This window comes from Galactobacter valiniphilus (genome assembly GCF_003575975.1).
Lineage (GTDB): Bacteria > Actinomycetota > Actinomycetes > Actinomycetales > Micrococcaceae > Galactobacter > Galactobacter valiniphilus.
In genome coordinates, this window is the sequence record NZ_QQXK01000016.1 from 1 (window position 1) to 16,883 (window position 16,883).

Sequence of the window (16,883 nt, forward strand, 5' to 3'; positions counted from 1 at the left end):
AGGACACGAGGACCTCCGTGGATCGAGTGAGTGTGGTAACCCACATCGATACCGGAGGTCCTCACCTCATCCCGTCACGCCACGCTGACCACAACCACCGTGGGAAGAACACCTAGGCGCGCGGCGTCGCCCCGGCACGACACAATGGAGCCATGAACCCCCTGCTGTCCCGGCTGAGCCTGACACACCTGACGCGCGACTTCGGCCCGCCCACGGTGCAACGCGCCCGCGGCCTGGAACGCGGGGTACGCATCACCGAACGCGCCGTCAGCGAGGGGCGCTATGTGGCCATGGGCACCGTGGAGGGGACGCACCGCTACCAGACCATGCTGGTCCTGACCGAGCACGCGAGCGGCGCGAAGGTCGCCGGAACCTGTTCCTGCCCCGTAGCGCATCAATGCAAGCACGCGGTGGCCATGTGCCTTGTGCTTATGACTGAGCAGGGCCCCGCCGTCATCGCGACGCGGCGCCCCGACCTCTGGGTCGATCCGCTCGAGGAGATGCTGCGCGAGTTTGCCTCGCTGGCGCCGGGCCACCGACGCAAGGCGCAACAGGCGCCAGCCCGCATGGGGCTGCGCTTCGAGCTGGACCCCACGCCCTCGCGCTACGGCGGGTCCTTGGCGCTGACCCTGCGCCCGATGCGCATCGGCAAGACGGGCCGCTGGGTCAAGGCCGGCGCGGCCTGGTCCGACGTCAACGCCTACGGCTCCGGTGTGCTCGACGACGCGCAGAAGGCGGCGCTCGAAACGGTGGTCGTGGCGCTGGATGGGCCGGGCGCGGCCGGGCAGGAACGCGCCATCGAGGGCGCGACGCCGCGGATCTGGGCCGCGCTTGAACGCGCGGCCGAGGCGGGGGTCGAGTTCCTCGCCGATGAGGGCCTGGTGTCGGTGGAGCTGGCGACCGGCCGCGCCTCGGTGGTGCTGACGGTGGACGACGCGGCCCCGCGCGCCGACGCGGCGGGCGACGGCGCGGCGGGCGACGGCGTGGCGCGGTTGCCGCTGGCACCGGCCGGCGGTGACGCGTACGCCGGCGACAGCGGGGCCGCCGACGGCACGGCGGGACCGAGCGAAACCGGCGCGTCGGTTGCGCTCGGCGTGGAGCTGGACGGTGCGGTGTTCTCCGGCCGCGAGCTCATCCCGGTGGGCCGCCGCGCCCACGGCGCCCTGCTCCTCACCCCGGCCTTCCCCTCCGTGGAGCCGGGCGCCTCCGCCGCCTATCGCGGCACGCTCGTGCGCTTCGAGCGACCGCTCTCCGATCGACTCAGTTACATGCTCCGCACGGCACGGACGGTTCCCGTCCCGGCCGAGGGCCGCGAGAAGCTCGTGGGGGAGCTGCTGCCGAAGCTGGCCCAGCACGTTCCCGTGGTGGCCGAGGATCCTGCCTGGCGCGCCCACATCCCCGAGCCTCCAGCGCTCGTGGCGGTGGTGCGTTGGAGCGGGCTGGAGCCAGCGGAGCTCGGCTTCGGCTTCGAGTACGCGACGCCGAACGGCCCCACCGTGGTGCCGCTCGGCCCGGCGCTCCCCGGTGCGCCCGGCCCGCAGCGGGCGCCGCAGGACGAGGCCGCGGCGCTCGAGGCGTTCGCGGCCGGGCCCCAGGCCCGCGCCCTCCTGGAGCTTGACCGCCAGGGCAAGCCACGCGCCGTCGTGCATTCCTTTGCCGGTCCCCGACTGATCCAGCTGCAGGGCCGGCTCCTGCCGGAGCTGCGCGAGCAGCTCGCGGTGCGGGAGACCGGTCCCGCGCCGGAGTTGCGGGAGCTCGCCGGTGACCCGGAGATCTCCTTCGAGCTCGCGGCCGAGGCGCCCGGCGGCGTCGACTGGCTGGACCTCGCCGTCACGATCCTCGTGGACGGCGAGGGCGTGCCACTCGCCGAGGTGATCGGCGCCTTCACGGCGGGGGAGGAGCACGTGCTGCTCCCGTCCGGCGGCTACGTGAGCGCGCAGCACCCGGCGCTCGAGCGCCTGGCACGCATGGTCCAGGCGGCGCGCGAGCTGCGCCGCGGGCAACGCGACCCCAACGCGGTGCGCGTGAGCGCGGGCGATGTGGCGCTCTGGGACGACGTCGACGAGCTGGGCCTCGTGAACCCGGGTGCCGAGCGCTGGCTCCAGGCGGCGCGCGCCCTGCGCCCGGGCGGCGAGCTGCCGCGCGTGGAGCCGGTCGGCGTGGTCACCGAGCTGCGTGACTATCAGCGCGAGGGCCTTGACTGGCTGCACTTCCTGCACGCGAACGGTCTCGGCGGCATCCTGGCCGACGATATGGGCCTCGGCAAGACGCTGCAGGTGCTCTCGCTCGTCTCCTCGGCGCGGGCGGGCGGCTCCGGGCCGTTCCTCGTGGTGGCGCCGACCTCCGTGGTGGGCGCGTGGAAGCGGCAGGCGGCGCAACACGCGCCGGGCCTGACGGTGCGCACCATCCAGGCCACGCGGAAGCGCCGCGGGAGCACGCTGGCCCAGGTACTCGAGGGCGCCGACGTGCTCGTGACGAGCTATACGCTGCTGCGCTCCGAGGCTGAGGAGTACGCGGAGCTGGGCCTCGGCGGGCTCATCTTGGACGAGGCGCAGGCCATCAAGAACGCAGCGAGCAAGACGTTCCAGGCCGTGCGTGGCTTGGCCGCGCCGTTCGCCCTGGCAGTCACGGGCACGCCCGTGGAGAACCGGATCGGCGAGCTCTGGCCGCTCCTGGCCGTGGTGGCGCCGGGGCTCTATCCCACGCAGGAGTCGTTCGCGCGGCTCGTCGTCACGCCCGTGGAGCGCCATCAGGACGAGGCGGCCATGGAGCGGCTGCGCTCCCGTGTGCGCCCGTTCCTGCTGCGCCGCACCAAGGCGCTGGTCGCCTCCGCCCTACCGCCCAAGCAGGAGGAGATCCTGCCGGTGACGCTCGGCAAGGCGCACCGGCACTTTTACGACGCGCTGCTCCAGCGCGAGCGGCAGGAGGTACTGGGCCTCGTCGAGGACCTGGACTCCAACCGCGTGGCGGTGTTTGCTGCACTCACGCGCCTGCGGCTGGCCTCGCTGCACGCCGGGCTCGTGGATCCGGAGCAGGAGGACGTCGAGTCGGCCAAGCTCGAGGAGCTCATCCCGCGGCTCACGCAGCTGGCGCAGGAGGGGCACCGGGCGCTCGTCTTCAGCCAGTTCACCTCGTTCCTGGGTCGCATTCGCACGGCGGTGGAGGCCGCCGGACTCGAGGCTGTGTACCTGGATGGGTCCACGCGCGACCGCGCCGCCGTCCTCGAGTCCTTCACCGAGGGCAAGGCTCCGGTGTTCCTCATCTCGCTCAAGGCCGGCGGCGTGGGCCTGACGCTCACCGAGGCCGACTACGTCTTCATCATGGACCCGTGGTGGAACCCGGCCGTCGAGGCGCAGGCCGTGGACCGCGCGCACCGCATCGGCCAGGAGCGGCCGGTCATGGTCTACCGGCTCGTGGCGCAGGAGACCATCGAGGAGAAGGTCATGGCGCTCAAGGAGGCCAAGGCCGAGCTCTTCGACGCCGTCATGGGTGCCGCGCAGGCCTCGCCCACGGCGCTCGGCGCGGCGGAGCTGCGCGAGCTGTTCGGGTAGGCGCCGGGGCCGCGCCCCTCTGTGCATCCGGAAAACGACGGGGCATCGTCGAAACGACGATGCCCCGTCGTTTTCCGGATCTTTTATGGGGCTCACGGGCGCGGTGCACGACGGCGAGGGGCCGGGTTCCGCTCCAGGGCTGGGGTGGGTCAGTGGGCGGCTGGGGTGCCGGGCCCTCCCGGGGCGCCCGCCGCGCCAGCTCGCTCTGCGTACGCGCCGAGCAGGGAAGCCGCCCGGGCGGCGTCATCCACGGTGACGGTCAGGCTGCCGCCGTTCTTTTTGGTGACGACGAGCGCTTCGCCGCTCTTCATAATGACGCCCCACCCCGAGCCGGGGAAGTAGCGCCAGCCCCAGCCACCGAACTGGCCGACGGCGCTCACGGGGAGGACCTCAGCCTTCTCGACCTGCTCCGCCGCGACGCTCATGCGCGGCAGGCCGATCGTGCCGCGGACGGTGAGCCCGGAAGCATCGACGCGCACTCGGGCGGAGGACGTCGTCAGGCCGATCGCGAGGAGGAGCGCCGCGAGGCCCGCAGCGGTCCACCAGAACCTCGGATCCTCGAGAGGCCGCGGCTCGGTCGTGGTCGAACCGAGGAACACGATGCCAACGGTGATCAGGACGACCCCCGCCAGGATCGCCCACATGCCGCGGCTCATCGCGACGGTGCGCTCCCACGTGGCTGGTGCGCCGTCGGACAGGATCGCCGGGATCGGCTCGACGGCTGGCCGGTCTCCGGCCACGTCCCACGTGACGCGGTACGCCCACCAGGCCGCGAGCCCACCCAGCGCCGCTCCGCCGAGCATGCCGATGAGAAGGCGCGGGCCCAGCTCCTGGCCGTCGGCATCCATGCCGACGCCGGTGGTGCCAAGGCATCCGGCGAGGAAGACCGCCGACCACACCGTGATCGCCGCGAGGAAACGGAGCTTCTGGCCGGCGCCCGTGCCGCTGGCCTGGCCCAAGCCGCTCAGGCCCAGTCCGCCGACCAAAACCACGGTGCCGACGCCGATCCCGGCCGTGAGCGCGGGGGCGGTCCAGGCCGGACCCCAGCCGTCCACCACGCCGTTCGGGCCCCAGTGCGTGGGCACCGTTGCGCCGAGGTCCGGGATGAGCAGCAGCTGCGTGGCCGCCACGATGAGCAGAAGGGCGACCGGCGCCACGAGCGCGACGAGCACGTAGCGGCGGCGGGCGACGCCGCGCGGGGCGGTGCGTGCCGGGGAGGGAGTTCTTGCGTTCACGATGCTCCTGGGTGGGGGGTCTCTTCATCCTGCCTGGGCCGGTGAAAACGTCAAGCCTCCGGCGCCCGGCGCCCGGGCTCCAGCCGCCGCGGCGCGGCCATGAGGCGCAAAGCGTCGTGGATTCCGCGCCGTTGCGCGGCTCCGGGCGGCCCGCTGGATATGGTGGGGCCCAGGGGCACGGTGTTACTCGTCTACGAATTTAGACTTGTGGGAGCTGTGCCCAAACGTCCGTCCCCTTGAAGGAGCTCCCGTGCCTAGGAAGATCGACCATGCCGAGCGACGCCGGCTCGTCACCGACATCACCCGCGGGCTGATCATCCAGGGCGGGCTCGAGGCGGCGACGATGCGCGAGATCGCCAAGGAGGCGGGATTTGCGAACGGCGCCCTCAAGCACTTCTTCGACTCCAAGGACGACATCATCAAGGCCACCTACGACTCCTCGCTTGAGCGCATGGGCGAGGTGGTCAACGAGGCGGCCGAGGACGTGCGCGGCCTGAAGGCCCTGCGCTCCATGGCCTTCGCGGCCATGCCGGACGACGAGGAGAAGCGCACCGCCGGCCGCGTGCTGCTGGCCTTCTGGGAGCGCGCCGCCACCGAGCAGTCCATGGCGGACACCTATCGAGAGCACCTGGACCAGTGGCGCACCGCCCTGCTGCAATTCCTCGCCGAGGCCCGCGAGGACGGCGACGTGACCGCGCCGGAATCCGACGAGGTGCTCGTCTCCGAGATCATCCTCATCAACGCCGGCGTCAACGTCATGGGCCTTCTCGCCCCGGATCTCTTCAGCTTCGACTCCCAGCGCGAGCTGCTCAACGCCTTCTTCGAGCGCATCACGCGCCGCGCCTGAGCGGACCGCGCCGCGCCCGTAGCCGTGCTGGCCTGACGCGCTTCAGGTGTCCGGCCACCCCGGGCCACCTGCCGTCGAGCCTTGCGACGTTGGGGGGCATGGAGATGCGCCGGTACGGCGAGGGTGATGTTTTTTGCAGCTGAGCCGTATTTCGGCAACGCGCTGGCCGTTGTGTACGCCCCCGAGGGGCTGAGCGCCGAGGCGGTGCAGTGTTTCGCGCAGTGGACGATTCTGGCCGAGACCGCCTTCCTGTGCTCGCTCGCGCGGCCCGGCGCCGACTACCGCGTACGGATCTTCTCGACGAGCGAAGAGCTCCCGTTTGATGGCCATCCCACGCTCGGCTCGGCGGCCGCATGGCTGCGGGCGGACGGTGAACGCCGCGCCTTCTCCGCGTCGGCGCTGGCGCGATACGAACGGCTGGACGCCAGCACCTTGAACACTGTGGCCGCTACGCTCGGCGTTGAGCCCGACATCATCCTCGGTGCGTCTTGGATCGCCAACGGCCCCGAATGGATCGGTGTGGGCCTCGCCAGCGCTGACGACGTCCTGGCCCTGCGCCCGAACCCCGCGGATCTCGGAACGCTGCGCATCGGTCTGATCGGCCCGCATTCTGAGGGGAGAGCCGAGGCATCTGAAGTGCGCGCCTTTGTGGGCGGCGATCCGGTCACGGGCAGTTTTAACGCGGGCCTGGACCGATGGCTGCACGACGGCGGCGTGGTGGGCGGCGGCTATGTCGCCGCCCACAGGACGGTCGTGGGGCGCCGTGGCCGGGTGAACGTGAGTTTCGAGGGCGGGAAGATCTGGGTGGGTGGCCAGGTGACGGGCTGCGTCTCGGGCGAGGTGCGGCTGTAGTCGCCGTGGCGTCGGCGCTCGGCCGCGACTTCGGACAAGAAGGAAGCCCCGGCCGATGTGGCCGGGGCTTCCTTGTTCATCACTCGCACCCTTGAGGATGTCTGCGACAGTACGGGCCGAGGGTGGGAATGCCCTGTGTGCACCCGGCCGCTTGCCTGGGTATTCGGGGTGACTTGGGTGGACGCTGACGCGGCGGGCGCGGGGAACGTGCCGTCGGCGGGAACGTCCTCGTCCCGCTGTCGTCCCTCGCTGGCGGCGCGCAGGGCGCCGGCGCCCACGCGCTCCAGCAGATCGAGGGCTGCGGCGCTCTGGCTGAACTGCTCACCCGAGGAAGCGCCGAAGAGGACAGGGCCGAAGGCCTCATGGGTCCGTGCGAAGGCGAGGGCGAGTTGCGTGGGGTGGCGCTGAGCCTCTCGGCGATCAGCTGCGCGCACGGGCAGACGTCCGCGACGCGCGGCACGGCTACGGCGGGCCCCCGTGCCGGGGTGCCCGCCTCCTTACGTTGCGCATTCTTGGCTTTGCCCATCCATTTCGAGCTGCGCCCAGGTGATCCATCGGGACAGAGCACCAAGAGCATGGGGAAAGCCGGAGTCTAGCCGGCCGTGGTCGACGCCGAAGGGTCGACTGAGCTGGACTCGCTGGGCGGTTCCGCGTCCTCAGGTGCTGGCAGGCCGCGCACTCCTTCGGGGAAGTCGGCCGTGTACCCGGCGTCCCAGTGTGCCATCGCGCCGATGTGGAGCGGGCCGGCAGCGGACGTGCCCGCGTACAGCTGGACCGAGTAATGGCTACCCATCTGGTCTTCCGGGGGAACCACCACGCGGAGGTTCGACTCCGTCAGGCCGTGTTGCGTGAACACCTCGCGCAGCGAGGTCATGGCCTCGTCATTCAACCACTCCGAGCCCTGGCCTGGACCGGCGCCGACGGCACGGCAGACGCCGGCCTTGTCGCCCTTGAGAGCAGAGGTCACCAACAGCGTGGCCGCCCGCTCGGGGGATCGTTCGGGGCGCTTGCCGTCGCACGTGATGCCCGCGTAGCTCTTGAAGGCGTTAGTGCCGTCGGTGAAGAGAAGGACGCCCGCGGTGGCCGTGACCGCCACGGCGACGATGAAGACGGCGATCCAGATGCGTCGGGGGATGTTCCAGGCCTTCATTCGTCCCCTTTGTGTCGCGCAGGAGCTCATCGTCGCACGGTTCCGAGCCTCGGCGGATCAGCCGGTGGGACGATGTGTCGCGCCGCCGCCAGCGGAACCGCGCTGCGCAGATCCGCCGTCAGCCGCGCGGCGTTCCACCGGCGGCCCTGCCGGCGCTGAATAGTCGGCATGAACCAGAACCAGAACCCGCCGCTGGCCCTCGACGCGCAGGTCGCCGCCGGCCTGCTCGGCCGCCGCATCATCCTGCTTGACCGCGCCCTCGAGGACGACAACGTCTCGACCATCTGCTCGCAGCTGCTCCTCCTCTCCCAAGAGGACGCCGCCGCGGACATCGTCCTCGCGATCAACTCGCCGGGCGGCTCCGTCCCCGGCATGCTCGCGATCGCCGATCTCATGGAGCTCATCCCCAACGACGTCCGCACCCTCGCGCTCGGCATGGCCTACTCGGCCGGCCAGTTCCTGCTCTCCGCCGGCACGCCGGGCAAGCGCTTCGCCCTCCCGCACGCAACCGTCCTGCTCCACCAAGGTTCGGCGGGCTTCGGCGGCTCCGCGGTCGACATCGCGCTGCAGGCCGAGCGCCTGCGCACCACACGCGACACCGTCCTCGGGATCATCGCGCGGCACACGGGCCAGCCCCTGGAGCGCGTCACCGCCGACTCGCAGCGCGACCGCATCTGGGACGCCTCCGGCGCCTTCGAATACGGCTTCATTGATGAGGTGGTGCAGGACGTCGCGTCGGTCCTGAATACGAAGCGGAGGGTCGGCTTGGCCGGCAGTTCAGCAACGGGCACGGGGCAGGCGAGCGTCCGATGAGCACGTACGTGGTGCCCCATGTGGTGGAGCGGGCCGCCAACGGTTCCGAGCGCGTCACCGACGTGTTTTCGCGGCTGGTCTCCGAGCGCATCGTCTACATCGGCACGCCCGTGGACGATAACGTGGCGAATTCGGTGATCGCGCAGCTGTTGCACCTGGAGAGCGTGTCCCCGCAGGTGCCCATCGACCTCGTGCTCAATGCAGCGGGCGGGGCCGAGTCCGCGGTGCTCGCGGTGCACGACGCGCTGCGCTACATCCAAGCCCCGGTCGCGGCGACGGTGGTGGGGCAGGTCTCCGGCGCCGCCGCGCTCTTGCTTGCCTCGGCGGAACCCGGGCGCCGGCTCCTGCTTCCCCACGCGCGCGTGGTGCTGCGCCAACCGGTCGCCGAGGCCCGCGGCGCCATCCCGGACCTGATCCCGGAGGCAGAGGAGGTCGAGCGCGTGCGCTCGGTGGTGGAGGGCCTGCTGGCCGGGTACACGGGGCGCAGCGTCCAGTCGCTCCGGGCCGACACCGACCGGGCGCTCGTGCTTCCCGGCGCCGATGCCGTGGCCTACGGCGTGGCGGACGAGGTGATCGAGACCCGGCGCGCGGCCTGAGGTGCTCGGCGTGGGCGGCTCAGGCAGCGAGAAGGAAGGCCTCTCCAGCGCCGCTCCAAGGGGTGCCGGTCGGGTCGGCGGAGCTCAGCGGATGCTCGGGCAGCGGATCGACGGTGTGGGCGGAACCGCCCAGCGCAATGCCAGGCAACGCGTCCCCGCGCCGGACGGCCGCCGCGAGGGAGTCCAGCTCCGCCTCCCGGGTCGCCCGGCGCAACCGCGCCGCGGCCCGGAAGCCCAGCTCCGCGGCGTCGAGCCCCAAGGCACCTGCCACGGCATCGAGCATCTCGGAGGAGCGGTCCTTGAGCCCGCACTCGAGCTCGGAGAGGTACTGCGGTGAGACGCCGGCATCGCCGGCCAGATCGACGAGGCGGCGGCCGAACTCGTGGCGCTTCTCCCGCAGGGCCTCGCCGACGGCCTCGCGCCACAGGGGTAGGTTGTGCTTGCTCGCGTCCGTGCGGCGAGGTTAGCGCCGCACGGCACGCGGGGGGCAGGCCGCTCCGCTCCCAGCGGAACGGCCGCTTCGCCGTCGGACACTCCCCAGGCATCCCCAGCTCCACTGAAATCCCCTGGGGGATCCGGTGTAATCGTGGGGAGCGGGCGGTCTCAGCCGCGCGGCAGCCGCCGTGCAGGGCGGGCTGCTCGTGAGTGCATTGACCCGCCGGCGCGTGGTCGCTGCGCACGCGTGATACCCATCCACGTGAGGAGTTCGGTGGCAGCGCCGCCGCCGCTGCTGGGACGCGATTCCCGCGTCCCGACAGGGGGGGAACATCGTCGCAAACGCCCGGATCGTCAACTCAGCGCGCGTCTCGTGCGGGTCGATAAAGTGGGATAACTTGGGCTCAAAGGCTCTTCCCTCGTTCCGGGAATGGGCGGGACTTCGGGGGGATGACGTGCCGAGAATTGTTGATCACGACGAGCGGCGGGCCGAGTTCATGGCCCACGCCTGGACGATCATCGCTCGCGCTGGTTTGAGTGGGGTGACCCTGCGCAGCGTCGCCGCGGCGTCCGGCATGGCCAACGGCGCCCTCAAGCCGTATTTCCGCAGCAAAGAACACCTCATGGTGGCCACGTTCGAGTACGTCATGGAGCAGATTGCCAAGCGCCTCGAGACGGACGCCGAGGGGCTCTCCGGCTTCGACGCCGTCCGCGCCTTTTCGCTGCAGATCCTTCCGCACAACCAGCAGCTCGTGGACGAGGCCCGCGTCGTCATCGGCTTCTGGGCGCTCGCCGCTCACGACGCCACCATGGCCGAGGTGAACGACACCCACATGGGCCGCTGGCGCTCCCAGCTGAGCGTGTGGGTGAAGGAGCAGGAAGCCGCCACGGGCCTGCGCGAGGGCATCACGGTGGACATCCTCGTGGACGGCCTCATGACCTTCCTGCTCGGCTCGCAGGTCTCCGTCACGGTGGACACCGTGGCCGTGCGCCCCGAGATGATGGCGGCGCACCTCGAGGCGCTCCTGAACACCTACCTGCCGGATGATGTGTGGTGGGAGGCCGGGCGCCGCGGCCTCAAGGACGCCGCCAGAATGCGCGACGTCGGATAGTCGCCTCATGCACAGCGAGCCGCCTCCCAGCCCTTTAAGGGCTGGGAGGCGGCTGGCTTTTGTCGCGGGCGTCGGGGGCGGCACCCGAGGCGACGGATCAGTACATCTTGATGGTGCCGCCGTCGGCCATGAGGGTCTGGCCCGTCATGTACTGGGAGTCGTCGGAGAGCAGGAAGGCGACCACGGGGGCGACGTCCTTCTGCGGGTTGCCGAAGCGGCCCAGCGGCACCTTGGCGACGGTCTCGGCGTACATCTCCGGGAAGGCGTCCTTCCACGCGGCGACGCCGGCGGTGAGGGCCATGGGGGAGACCACGTTGACGCGGATGTTCTCAGGCGCCCACTCGTTGGCTACCACGCGGGAGAGGCCGCGGATGGCCTCCTTGGCGGCGGCGTAGGCGGCCTGCGTGCGTTGACCCTCGATGCCGGCGCCGGAGCCGAAGTTCACCACGGAGCCACCCTGCTTGGCGAGCTCGTCGTGGGCGGCCAGCATGAACTGCATCGTGGCCTTGAAGCCCGTGTTGAAGGAGAGCTCCCAATCGGCCTGCTCCAGCGCCACGAAGGGCTTCTGCTTCGAGGCGTGGGCGTTGTTCACGAGGCCGTTGAGCCCGCCGAACTCGGCCACGGCCGTGGCGACGGCGCTCTGGGCGGTCTCCAGCAGGGAGACGTCGCCGTGGATGAAGCGCACGGCCTCACCCAGCTCGGCTACGAGGGCCGCGCCGGCCTCGGCGTTGATGTCCACGGCCACGACCTTGGCGCCGCGCTCGACGAGCTCGTGGGTGATGCCGCCGCCGATGCCAGAGGCGCCGCCGGTGACGATGATGACCTTGTCCTGAAGCTGCATGCTGTTCACGCCTGCCTTTGTGTGTTGTTCCGGGCGGCGCTCGCCGGTGGCCTGCGCCGTCATCACTCCGTGTAATGTCCGCGCGACAATATTTGTTCCCTCAAGAGTGAAGGATCTCTCCGGCGTCCACTCGGGGCGACGTGTTCTGCCTCACGCGAGGGAATCAGGGGTGCCCAGGCGGGGTTGCTCACCATAGACTTGAACGGTTCGCCGCGAATGATTGAGGAATCTCTATGAGTAGCACCGCCCCGCCCGCCCCGCCCGCTCCGCACCAAGACAAGCTGCCAGCCGCGGTCAAGACCGCCCTGACGGTGCTGATCGCCGCCACCTTTGTGGTCATCCTGAACGAGACGATCATGGGCGTCGCCCTGCCCAAGCTCATGGAGGACCTGCGCATCGACGCGGGCCAGGGCCAGTGGCTCACCACGGGCTTCATGCTCACCATGGCCGTGGTCATCCCCGTGACCGGCCTGATCCTGCAGGTCCTGCGAACCCGCACGGTCTTCCTCATCGCCATGGGCCTCTTCAGCGCCGGCACGGCGCTCGCGGCCATCGCCCCCGGCTTCCTCGTCCTGCTCCTGGGCCGCGTGGTCCAGGCCGGCGGTACGGCCATCATGCTGCCCCTGCTCATGACCACGGCCATGACCTTCGTGCCGCCGCACCGCCGCGGCCGCATCATGGGCCTGATCTCCATCGTCATCGCGGTGGCCCCGGCCATCGGCCCCACGCTCTCCGGCCTGATCCTGCACGTGCTGCCGTGGCGCTGGCTCTTCATCCTGGTCCTGCCCTTCGCCATCGCGGCGCTGGTCCTCGGCCTCACCGTCCTGAAGGACATCGGCGAGACCCGCCGCGTGCGCTTCGACCTCGTCTCGATCCTGCTCTCCGTCTTCGGCTTCGGCGGCCTCGTCTACGGCCTGTCCTCGATCGGCGAGGCGGCCAAGGGCGTCGCCGAGGTCTCCCCGCTGCTGCCGCTCGGCGTGGGTGTCGCGGCCCTCGCGCTCTTCGTGTGGCGCCAGCTCACGCTCCAGAAGACGGACAGCGCCCTGCTTGACCTGCGCCCCTTCACGGTGCGCACCTTCACCGTCTCGATCGTCCTCGTGGTGCTCTCCTCGGCCTCGCTCTTCGGCGTGCTGATCCTCCTGCCGCTGTACGTGCAGCAGGTGCTCGGCTGGGACACCCTCGGCGCGGGCCTCATGCTGCTCCCGGGAGGCGTGGTCATGGGCGTCTCCTCGGAGATCGTGGGCCGCCTCTACGACCGCTTCGGCCCCCGCCCGCTCGTCATCCCCGGCGCCATCGTGGTCTCCGGCGCCCTCTGGGTCATGACGACCTTCGGCGTCGGGACGCAGACCTGGCTCATCGTCGCCGCGCACGTGGTGCTCTCGATCGGCCTCGCGTTCATGTTCACGCCGCTCATGACCAACGCGCTCGGCTCGCTGCCGTCCTCGAGCTACTCCTACGGCTCGGCGATCTTCTCCACGCTGCAGCAGGTGGCCGGTGCGGCCGGCACGGCGCTCTTCGTGACCGTCATGACGCTCGTCTCGGCCGGCGCCCTGCGCACCGGCGAGGCCGCGGTTCCGGCCATGGCGGCCGGCCTGCACTCGGCCTTCGTGGTCGGCGCGTGCCTCTCGCTCGTCGCGGTGGCCCTCGCCTTCCTGGTGCGCCAGTCCCCGGCGCAGGAACTGGAGGAAGGGCACGACGGCGCGCCGCTGGGTGCCGCCCACTAGTCGCCTTCCAGCCGCGCGGGTGTGGCGCGCGCCGCGCCCACCCCAGCCATGCACGCGGGGCCGGGTTCCTTTCGGAACCCGGCCCCGCGTCGTCGTCCTGGTTGAACTACAGGAACAGGTCGTCCTCGACCGGATCCTCGATGTCCGCCTCGTCGGGGAGGGACTCGTCGATCCGCTCGAGCCAGCGCAGCACCAGCTCATAGAGGGTTTCCGTCGCGGCCAGTGAGGCCGGATCGGGGGCGTCCATGAAGAGGTGCTCCTGGCCCGGCATGAGCCGCAGCTTCACGTCGTCTCCGCGCGCCACGAGCGCCTCGGCGGCGGCGAGGTCCCCGTCCATGACAAAGTCCTCGTCGCCCTCCGAGGCGAGCACGCGCAGCGGCAGGGAGCGCGGCCACGGCGCGCCCACGCCGTCCTCGTCGAGGCACGCCCCGGCGAGGATGACGGCGGCGACGGCGTCGTTGCCCACGCCCACCCGCATGGCCGGGATCGCGCCGAGCGAGAGACCCAGCACCACAAAGCCGGGGGAGAGGTCGGCCGCCGCCTCCTCGCCCCGGGCGCTGATGGTCTCGAAGCCCACCGAGCGCGCGTAGTCCACGCCCTCGGGGACGGTGTCGAAGACGCGGCCGTCCAGCAGATCCGGGACGACCACCTCGTGCCCCGCCGAGCGCCACGCGTTCGCGAGGGACCTCACCCCGGCGGTGATGCCGCGGACGTGATGAAGCAACAGGAGCTGGGCCATGGGAACGGCCTTTCGTGACGGCAGGATGTCCTAGAGCTCGGACGATACAGCCCACAGGTTGATGTCGGTATCCCCGCCCGTGATGCGGTCGATCGCCGCGAGCTCCTCAGCTGAAGCTCCCGAGCGGTGGACGGCCGTCAAGAACTCGTGGCTTCGCCCTTTTTTGGCGATGACGGCCACTCCACTGGATTACGCGTTGCACCGAGCGCCCGCCGCACCGAAGTAACTAGGGGTATTTCTTCTCCGGAACCAACTAAGGTTTGGACAAAGGCATGTACGATTCCGGCCCTAACAACCTCAGGAGCCAGTGCCATGCGAAGGGAAATCTCGTAGAAGAAACTGTGCTTGTCTGGGAATTCTAGCCCAGAATTCTCGAGGAAAGCTCGAAGTTCGTGTTCCGTGGTGCCGAATTGATCTGCCAATCCTCCCAAGTCGGCAGTCTCAGAAAGGAGAGTTGAGCAAATCATGGGTTCGGGAGCATCGACTTCAGGCTTGTGCTGGTATCCCGATTGCATAATGGTCTCGGACCCCAATCGCGTCCACGAGAGAAGGCCAGAATTGAAGAAGGATTGGACTGGTTCGGTGGTTCCGACAGAAGAGACTGCGTCGCGGATTTCTTTATCAGTCGTCTCGCCGTCCCACGCAATGAGAATCGGGAGTTTTGGCTGGTTCTTGTGCAAATCGAGCGCGGTCTTTACGAGTTGATTCTTGGCGCCGAAGGGGACGATCTTGACGCGTTTGCGCTCGTCGCGTGTTAGAAATTCTTGTATCAACGCCTCTGCGAGATCATCCTCACACACGATCAGCAGCTCGTGATTTGACTCATGACGCCCCATCAAGGTGGTTTGGGCCAGGCGCGTAGTGACTTCGACGGAGCAGCGCCGTGTAGTAATTCCCTCGGGTTCAACCAAAATGCGCGATCTGCGAGGCAAATTGTCGATAAATTCTCTGGCGTGCGAAGTTGTGACAATCTGCAATGAGAATTTATCGGCCGCACGTACCAAGGTCTGGGCGATGGCGGCCTGTGCGCTCTGGTGGATGCCCAACTCGACTTCTTCGATGGCGACGAGGCTGTTCTTTGGAGCAGTGCTGAGTCGTCGGAGCATTCGCCACACAGCTATCTCCCCAGTGCCCATGTTGAATGACGAGTACTTCGTCTCTGGGCCACGTTTAATTTGTCCGACTCGATAGGCGCTCTTTTCGGCCATTTCAGTGCCGGAGTACTTTCGATTAAAAATGGCCGACATCTGCTCGGAAACCCAATCGTCGTCCTTGAAAACGCGGTCCGGCTTACCTGAACTGGCAAGCGCGCGTCGCGACGGCCCGCTTTGTGTGGGTGGCACGATCCTGCCGATGCCAATGAAATATGAAGGTTTAGTTGGCCGGCGACTGTAGGTCATCCACTTTCGCAGCTCCATGCGCTTCATAGTGGTTTGCGCGCGCCCACCTTGCTTCTCCGTCCCGTAAGTCCACGTAATTCTTAGGTTTGTCGGGGCCTTTTCCTCCGCGGTGCTGAAGAAGAATTCACTGAATTTAAAGGTTTGCTTCGGATCTTCGGAGTGAAATGCCAAACTGCATAGGTTTAACAGAGTGGTTTTGCCGGCACCATTTGGTCCCACAAGTACTGTAACGGGGTACCTTAGTCTAAGGTCGACGTTCGCAATACCCCGAATGCCTGGTGCTGGAACGCTAACGTCGCCGGGCTCCACTTTTACTCCCCGCAAATATCCGAAGGTGTCTTTTGAGGCATCCCAGCGATCGGCCAATTTCTTCTCAACGGCATTTAGTTGTGAGCCTGGCACGGGATTCTCCTAAGGGGATCATTCGGTGGCCGCATTATGCGGTAAGTTCGACTCCAGTCTAGAGCTCGGACGATACAGCCCACAGGTTGATGTCGGTATCCCCGCTCGTGATGCGGTCGATCGCCGCAAGCTCCTCGGCGGAGAACGCGGTGTTCTCGAAGGAGGCGAGGTTCTCGTCCAGCTGCGCCGTGGAGGAGGCGCCGATCAGCACGGAGCTCACGCCCTGGTGCAGCAGCCAGGCGATGGACATCTGTGCCAGCGACTGCCCGCGCTTCGAGGCCACCTCGTTGAGCGCGCGCACCTTGGCGAGGTTCTCCTCGGTGACGTGATCCTGCACGGAGGAGCGGCCGCCACCGCGGGTCGCCGGCGCCTCGCCGAGGTACTTGTTGGTCAGCAGACCCTGGGCCAGCGGCGTGAAGGCGATGGAGCCCAGCCCGGAGCGGTCGAGCACCTCGGTCAGGCCGTCCTCGACCCAGCGGTTGAGCAGGGAGTAGGCGGGCTGGTGGATGACGAGCGGCGTGCCGAGATCGCGGGCCACGGCCACGGCCTCCTCGGTGCGCTCGGGTGAGTAGGAGGAGATGCCGACGTAGAGGGCCTTGCCCTGGCGCACCAGCGTGTCGAGCGCGCCGATCGTCTCGGAGACCGGCACGTTCTCGTCGTAGCGGTGGCTGTAGAAGAGGTCAACGTAGTCCAGGCCCAGGCGGGTCAACGAGGCCTCGGCGGAGGACAGGATGTACTTGCGCGAGCTGCCCACGCCGTACGGGCCCGGCCACATGTCCCAGCCGGCCTTGGAGGAGACGATGAGCTCGTCGCGGTAGGGCTTGAAGTCGGTGCGCAGCATGCGCCCGAAGTTCTCCTCGGCTGAGCCGAACGGCGGGCCGTAGTTGTTTGCAAGATCGAAGTGGGTGATCCCGCGGTCAAAGGCGTGGCGCAGGATCTCGCGCTGGGAGTCGAAGGTGCGGTTGTCGCCGAAGTTCCACCACAGGCCAAGGGACAGCGGCGGCAGGTACAGCCCTGAGCCGCCCACCTGCCGGTACGCCGTGCCGTCGTAGCGCCCGGGGGCGGCGACGTAGGGGCGGTGCGATTCCTCGGTGGGAACGGGGCGGATCTGATGCAGGCTCATGGGCCCAGCCTAGACGGGCGCCGGGACGGCGCGGGGCCGGTTCGGGGCCCCGGGGCGCGTGAC

Annotated in this window: 14 protein-coding genes; 7 read left to right on the forward strand and 7 right to left on the reverse strand. The window is 69.2% G+C overall.

Annotation, left to right across the window (positions count from 1 at the left end; translation table 11 throughout):
* Window positions 1-152 precede the first annotated feature (152 nt).
* Complete coding sequence (locus tag DWB68_RS08975) at window positions 153-3,551, forward strand: DEAD/DEAH box helicase (RefSeq protein WP_119424807.1); 3,399 nt, start codon at window positions 153-155, stop codon at window positions 3,549-3,551.
* Window positions 3,552-3,700: 149 nt separating this feature from the next.
* Here the strand turns inward: DWB68_RS08975 and DWB68_RS08980 are convergent, their stop codons facing one another.
* Window positions 3,701-4,786 carry a DUF1648 domain-containing protein gene (locus tag DWB68_RS08980; protein ID WP_158588269.1) on the reverse strand — a complete coding sequence of 362 codons (1,086 nt, stop codon included), beginning with the start codon at window positions 4,784-4,786 and terminating at the stop codon, window positions 3,701-3,703.
* A gap of 250 nt (window positions 4,787-5,036) precedes the next feature.
* Here DWB68_RS08980 and DWB68_RS08985 point away from each other — a divergent pair, with 250 nt between their 5' ends.
* Both DWB68_RS08985 and DWB68_RS08990 read left to right on the forward strand, forming a co-directional pair.
* Window positions 5,037-5,633: a TetR/AcrR family transcriptional regulator gene (locus tag DWB68_RS08985; protein WP_119424809.1), complete on the forward strand. Its 597-nt coding sequence runs from the start codon at window positions 5,037-5,039 to the stop codon at window positions 5,631-5,633.
* A gap of 126 nt (window positions 5,634-5,759) precedes the next feature.
* A complete protein-coding gene (locus tag DWB68_RS08990; RefSeq protein WP_119424810.1) occupies window positions 5,760-6,485 on the forward strand; it encodes a PhzF family phenazine biosynthesis protein in 726 nt (241 codons plus the stop codon).
* Window positions 6,486-7,077: 592 nt separating this feature from the next.
* On the opposite strand, the gene DWB68_RS08995 is transcribed toward DWB68_RS08990, so the two are convergent.
* Window positions 7,078-7,635, reverse strand: a complete 558-nt coding sequence (locus DWB68_RS08995; protein WP_119424811.1) for a hypothetical protein — start codon at window positions 7,633-7,635, stop codon at window positions 7,078-7,080.
* Window positions 7,636-7,803: 168 nt separating this feature from the next.
* On the opposite strand from DWB68_RS08995, the gene DWB68_RS09000 reads away from it, so the two are divergent.
* Window positions 7,804-8,448, forward strand: coding sequence for a ClpP family protease (locus tag DWB68_RS09000; protein WP_119424812.1), 645 nt, complete (start codon window positions 7,804-7,806; stop codon window positions 8,446-8,448).
* Window positions 8,445-9,044, forward strand: coding sequence for a ClpP family protease (locus DWB68_RS09005; protein ID WP_119424813.1), 600 nt, complete (start codon window positions 8,445-8,447; stop codon window positions 9,042-9,044). The genes DWB68_RS09000 and DWB68_RS09005 overlap by 4 nt, the downstream gene beginning before the upstream one ends.
* A gap of 19 nt (window positions 9,045-9,063) precedes the next feature.
* On the opposite strand, the gene DWB68_RS16675 is transcribed toward DWB68_RS09005, so the two are convergent.
* Complete coding sequence (locus DWB68_RS16675) at window positions 9,064-9,471, reverse strand: helix-turn-helix domain-containing protein (RefSeq protein WP_119424814.1); 408 nt, start codon at window positions 9,469-9,471, stop codon at window positions 9,064-9,066.
* A 463-nt stretch (window positions 9,472-9,934) separates the two neighbouring features.
* Here DWB68_RS16675 and DWB68_RS09015 point away from each other — a divergent pair, with 463 nt between their 5' ends.
* Window positions 9,935-10,591 (forward strand): TetR/AcrR family transcriptional regulator, encoded by a 657-nt coding sequence (locus DWB68_RS09015; protein ID WP_147391629.1) that lies wholly within the window; start codon window positions 9,935-9,937, stop codon window positions 10,589-10,591.
* A gap of 97 nt (window positions 10,592-10,688) precedes the next feature.
* Here the strand turns inward: DWB68_RS09015 and DWB68_RS09020 are convergent, their stop codons facing one another.
* A complete protein-coding gene (locus DWB68_RS09020; RefSeq protein ID WP_119424870.1) occupies window positions 10,689-11,432 on the reverse strand; it encodes an SDR family NAD(P)-dependent oxidoreductase in 744 nt (247 codons plus the stop codon).
* Window positions 11,433-11,665: 233 nt separating this feature from the next.
* Here DWB68_RS09020 and DWB68_RS09025 point away from each other — a divergent pair, with 233 nt between their 5' ends.
* Window positions 11,666-13,156 carry a DHA2 family efflux MFS transporter permease subunit gene (locus DWB68_RS09025; RefSeq protein WP_119424816.1) on the forward strand — a complete coding sequence of 497 codons (1,491 nt, stop codon included), beginning with the start codon at window positions 11,666-11,668 and terminating at the stop codon, window positions 13,154-13,156.
* A gap of 106 nt (window positions 13,157-13,262) precedes the next feature.
* Here the strand turns inward: DWB68_RS09025 and DWB68_RS09030 are convergent, their stop codons facing one another.
* The 3 genes from DWB68_RS09030 to mgrA all read right to left on the reverse strand — a co-directional run bounded on the left by DWB68_RS09030 (window position 13,263) and on the right by mgrA (window position 16,820).
* The gene (locus DWB68_RS09030) at window positions 13,263-13,895 is read right to left on the reverse strand and encodes a dienelactone hydrolase family protein (protein ID WP_119424817.1); all 633 of its coding nucleotides are present in this window, start codon (window positions 13,893-13,895) and stop codon (window positions 13,263-13,265) included.
* A gap of 137 nt (window positions 13,896-14,032) precedes the next feature.
* The gene (locus DWB68_RS09035; protein WP_119424818.1) at window positions 14,033-15,697 is read right to left on the reverse strand and encodes an ATP-dependent nuclease; all 1,665 of its coding nucleotides are present in this window, start codon (window positions 15,695-15,697) and stop codon (window positions 14,033-14,035) included.
* Between the two features lie 58 nt (window positions 15,698-15,755).
* Window positions 15,756-16,820: an L-glyceraldehyde 3-phosphate reductase gene (mgrA, locus tag DWB68_RS09040; protein ID WP_119424819.1), complete on the reverse strand. Its 1,065-nt coding sequence runs from the start codon at window positions 16,818-16,820 to the stop codon at window positions 15,756-15,758.
* Window positions 16,821-16,883 lie beyond the last annotated feature (63 nt).

Coding starts and splice junctions, on each gene's coding strand:
- DWB68_RS08975 (WP_119424807.1), top strand. CDS start 153: ATGAACCCCCTGCTGTCCCGGCTGAGCCTGACACACCTGACGCGCGAC.
- DWB68_RS08990 (WP_119424810.1), top strand. CDS start 5,760: ATGTTTTTTGCAGCTGAGCCGTATTTCGGCAACGCGCTGGCCGTTGTG.
- DWB68_RS08995 (WP_119424811.1), bottom strand. CDS start 7,635: ATGAAGGCCTGGAACATCCCCCGACGCATCTGGATCGCCGTCTTCATC.
- DWB68_RS09000 (WP_119424812.1), top strand. CDS start 7,804: ATGAACCAGAACCAGAACCCGCCGCTGGCCCTCGACGCGCAGGTCGCC.
- DWB68_RS09005 (WP_119424813.1), top strand. CDS start 8,445: ATGAGCACGTACGTGGTGCCCCATGTGGTGGAGCGGGCCGCCAACGGT.
- DWB68_RS09020 (WP_119424870.1), bottom strand. CDS start 11,432: ATGCAGCTTCAGGACAAGGTCATCATCGTCACCGGCGGCGCCTCTGGC.
- DWB68_RS09025 (WP_119424816.1), top strand. CDS start 11,666: ATGAGTAGCACCGCCCCGCCCGCCCCGCCCGCTCCGCACCAAGACAAG.
- DWB68_RS09030 (WP_119424817.1), bottom strand. CDS start 13,895: ATGGCCCAGCTCCTGTTGCTTCATCACGTCCGCGGCATCACCGCCGGG.
- mgrA (WP_119424819.1), bottom strand. CDS start 16,820: ATGAGCCTGCATCAGATCCGCCCCGTTCCCACCGAGGAATCGCACCGC.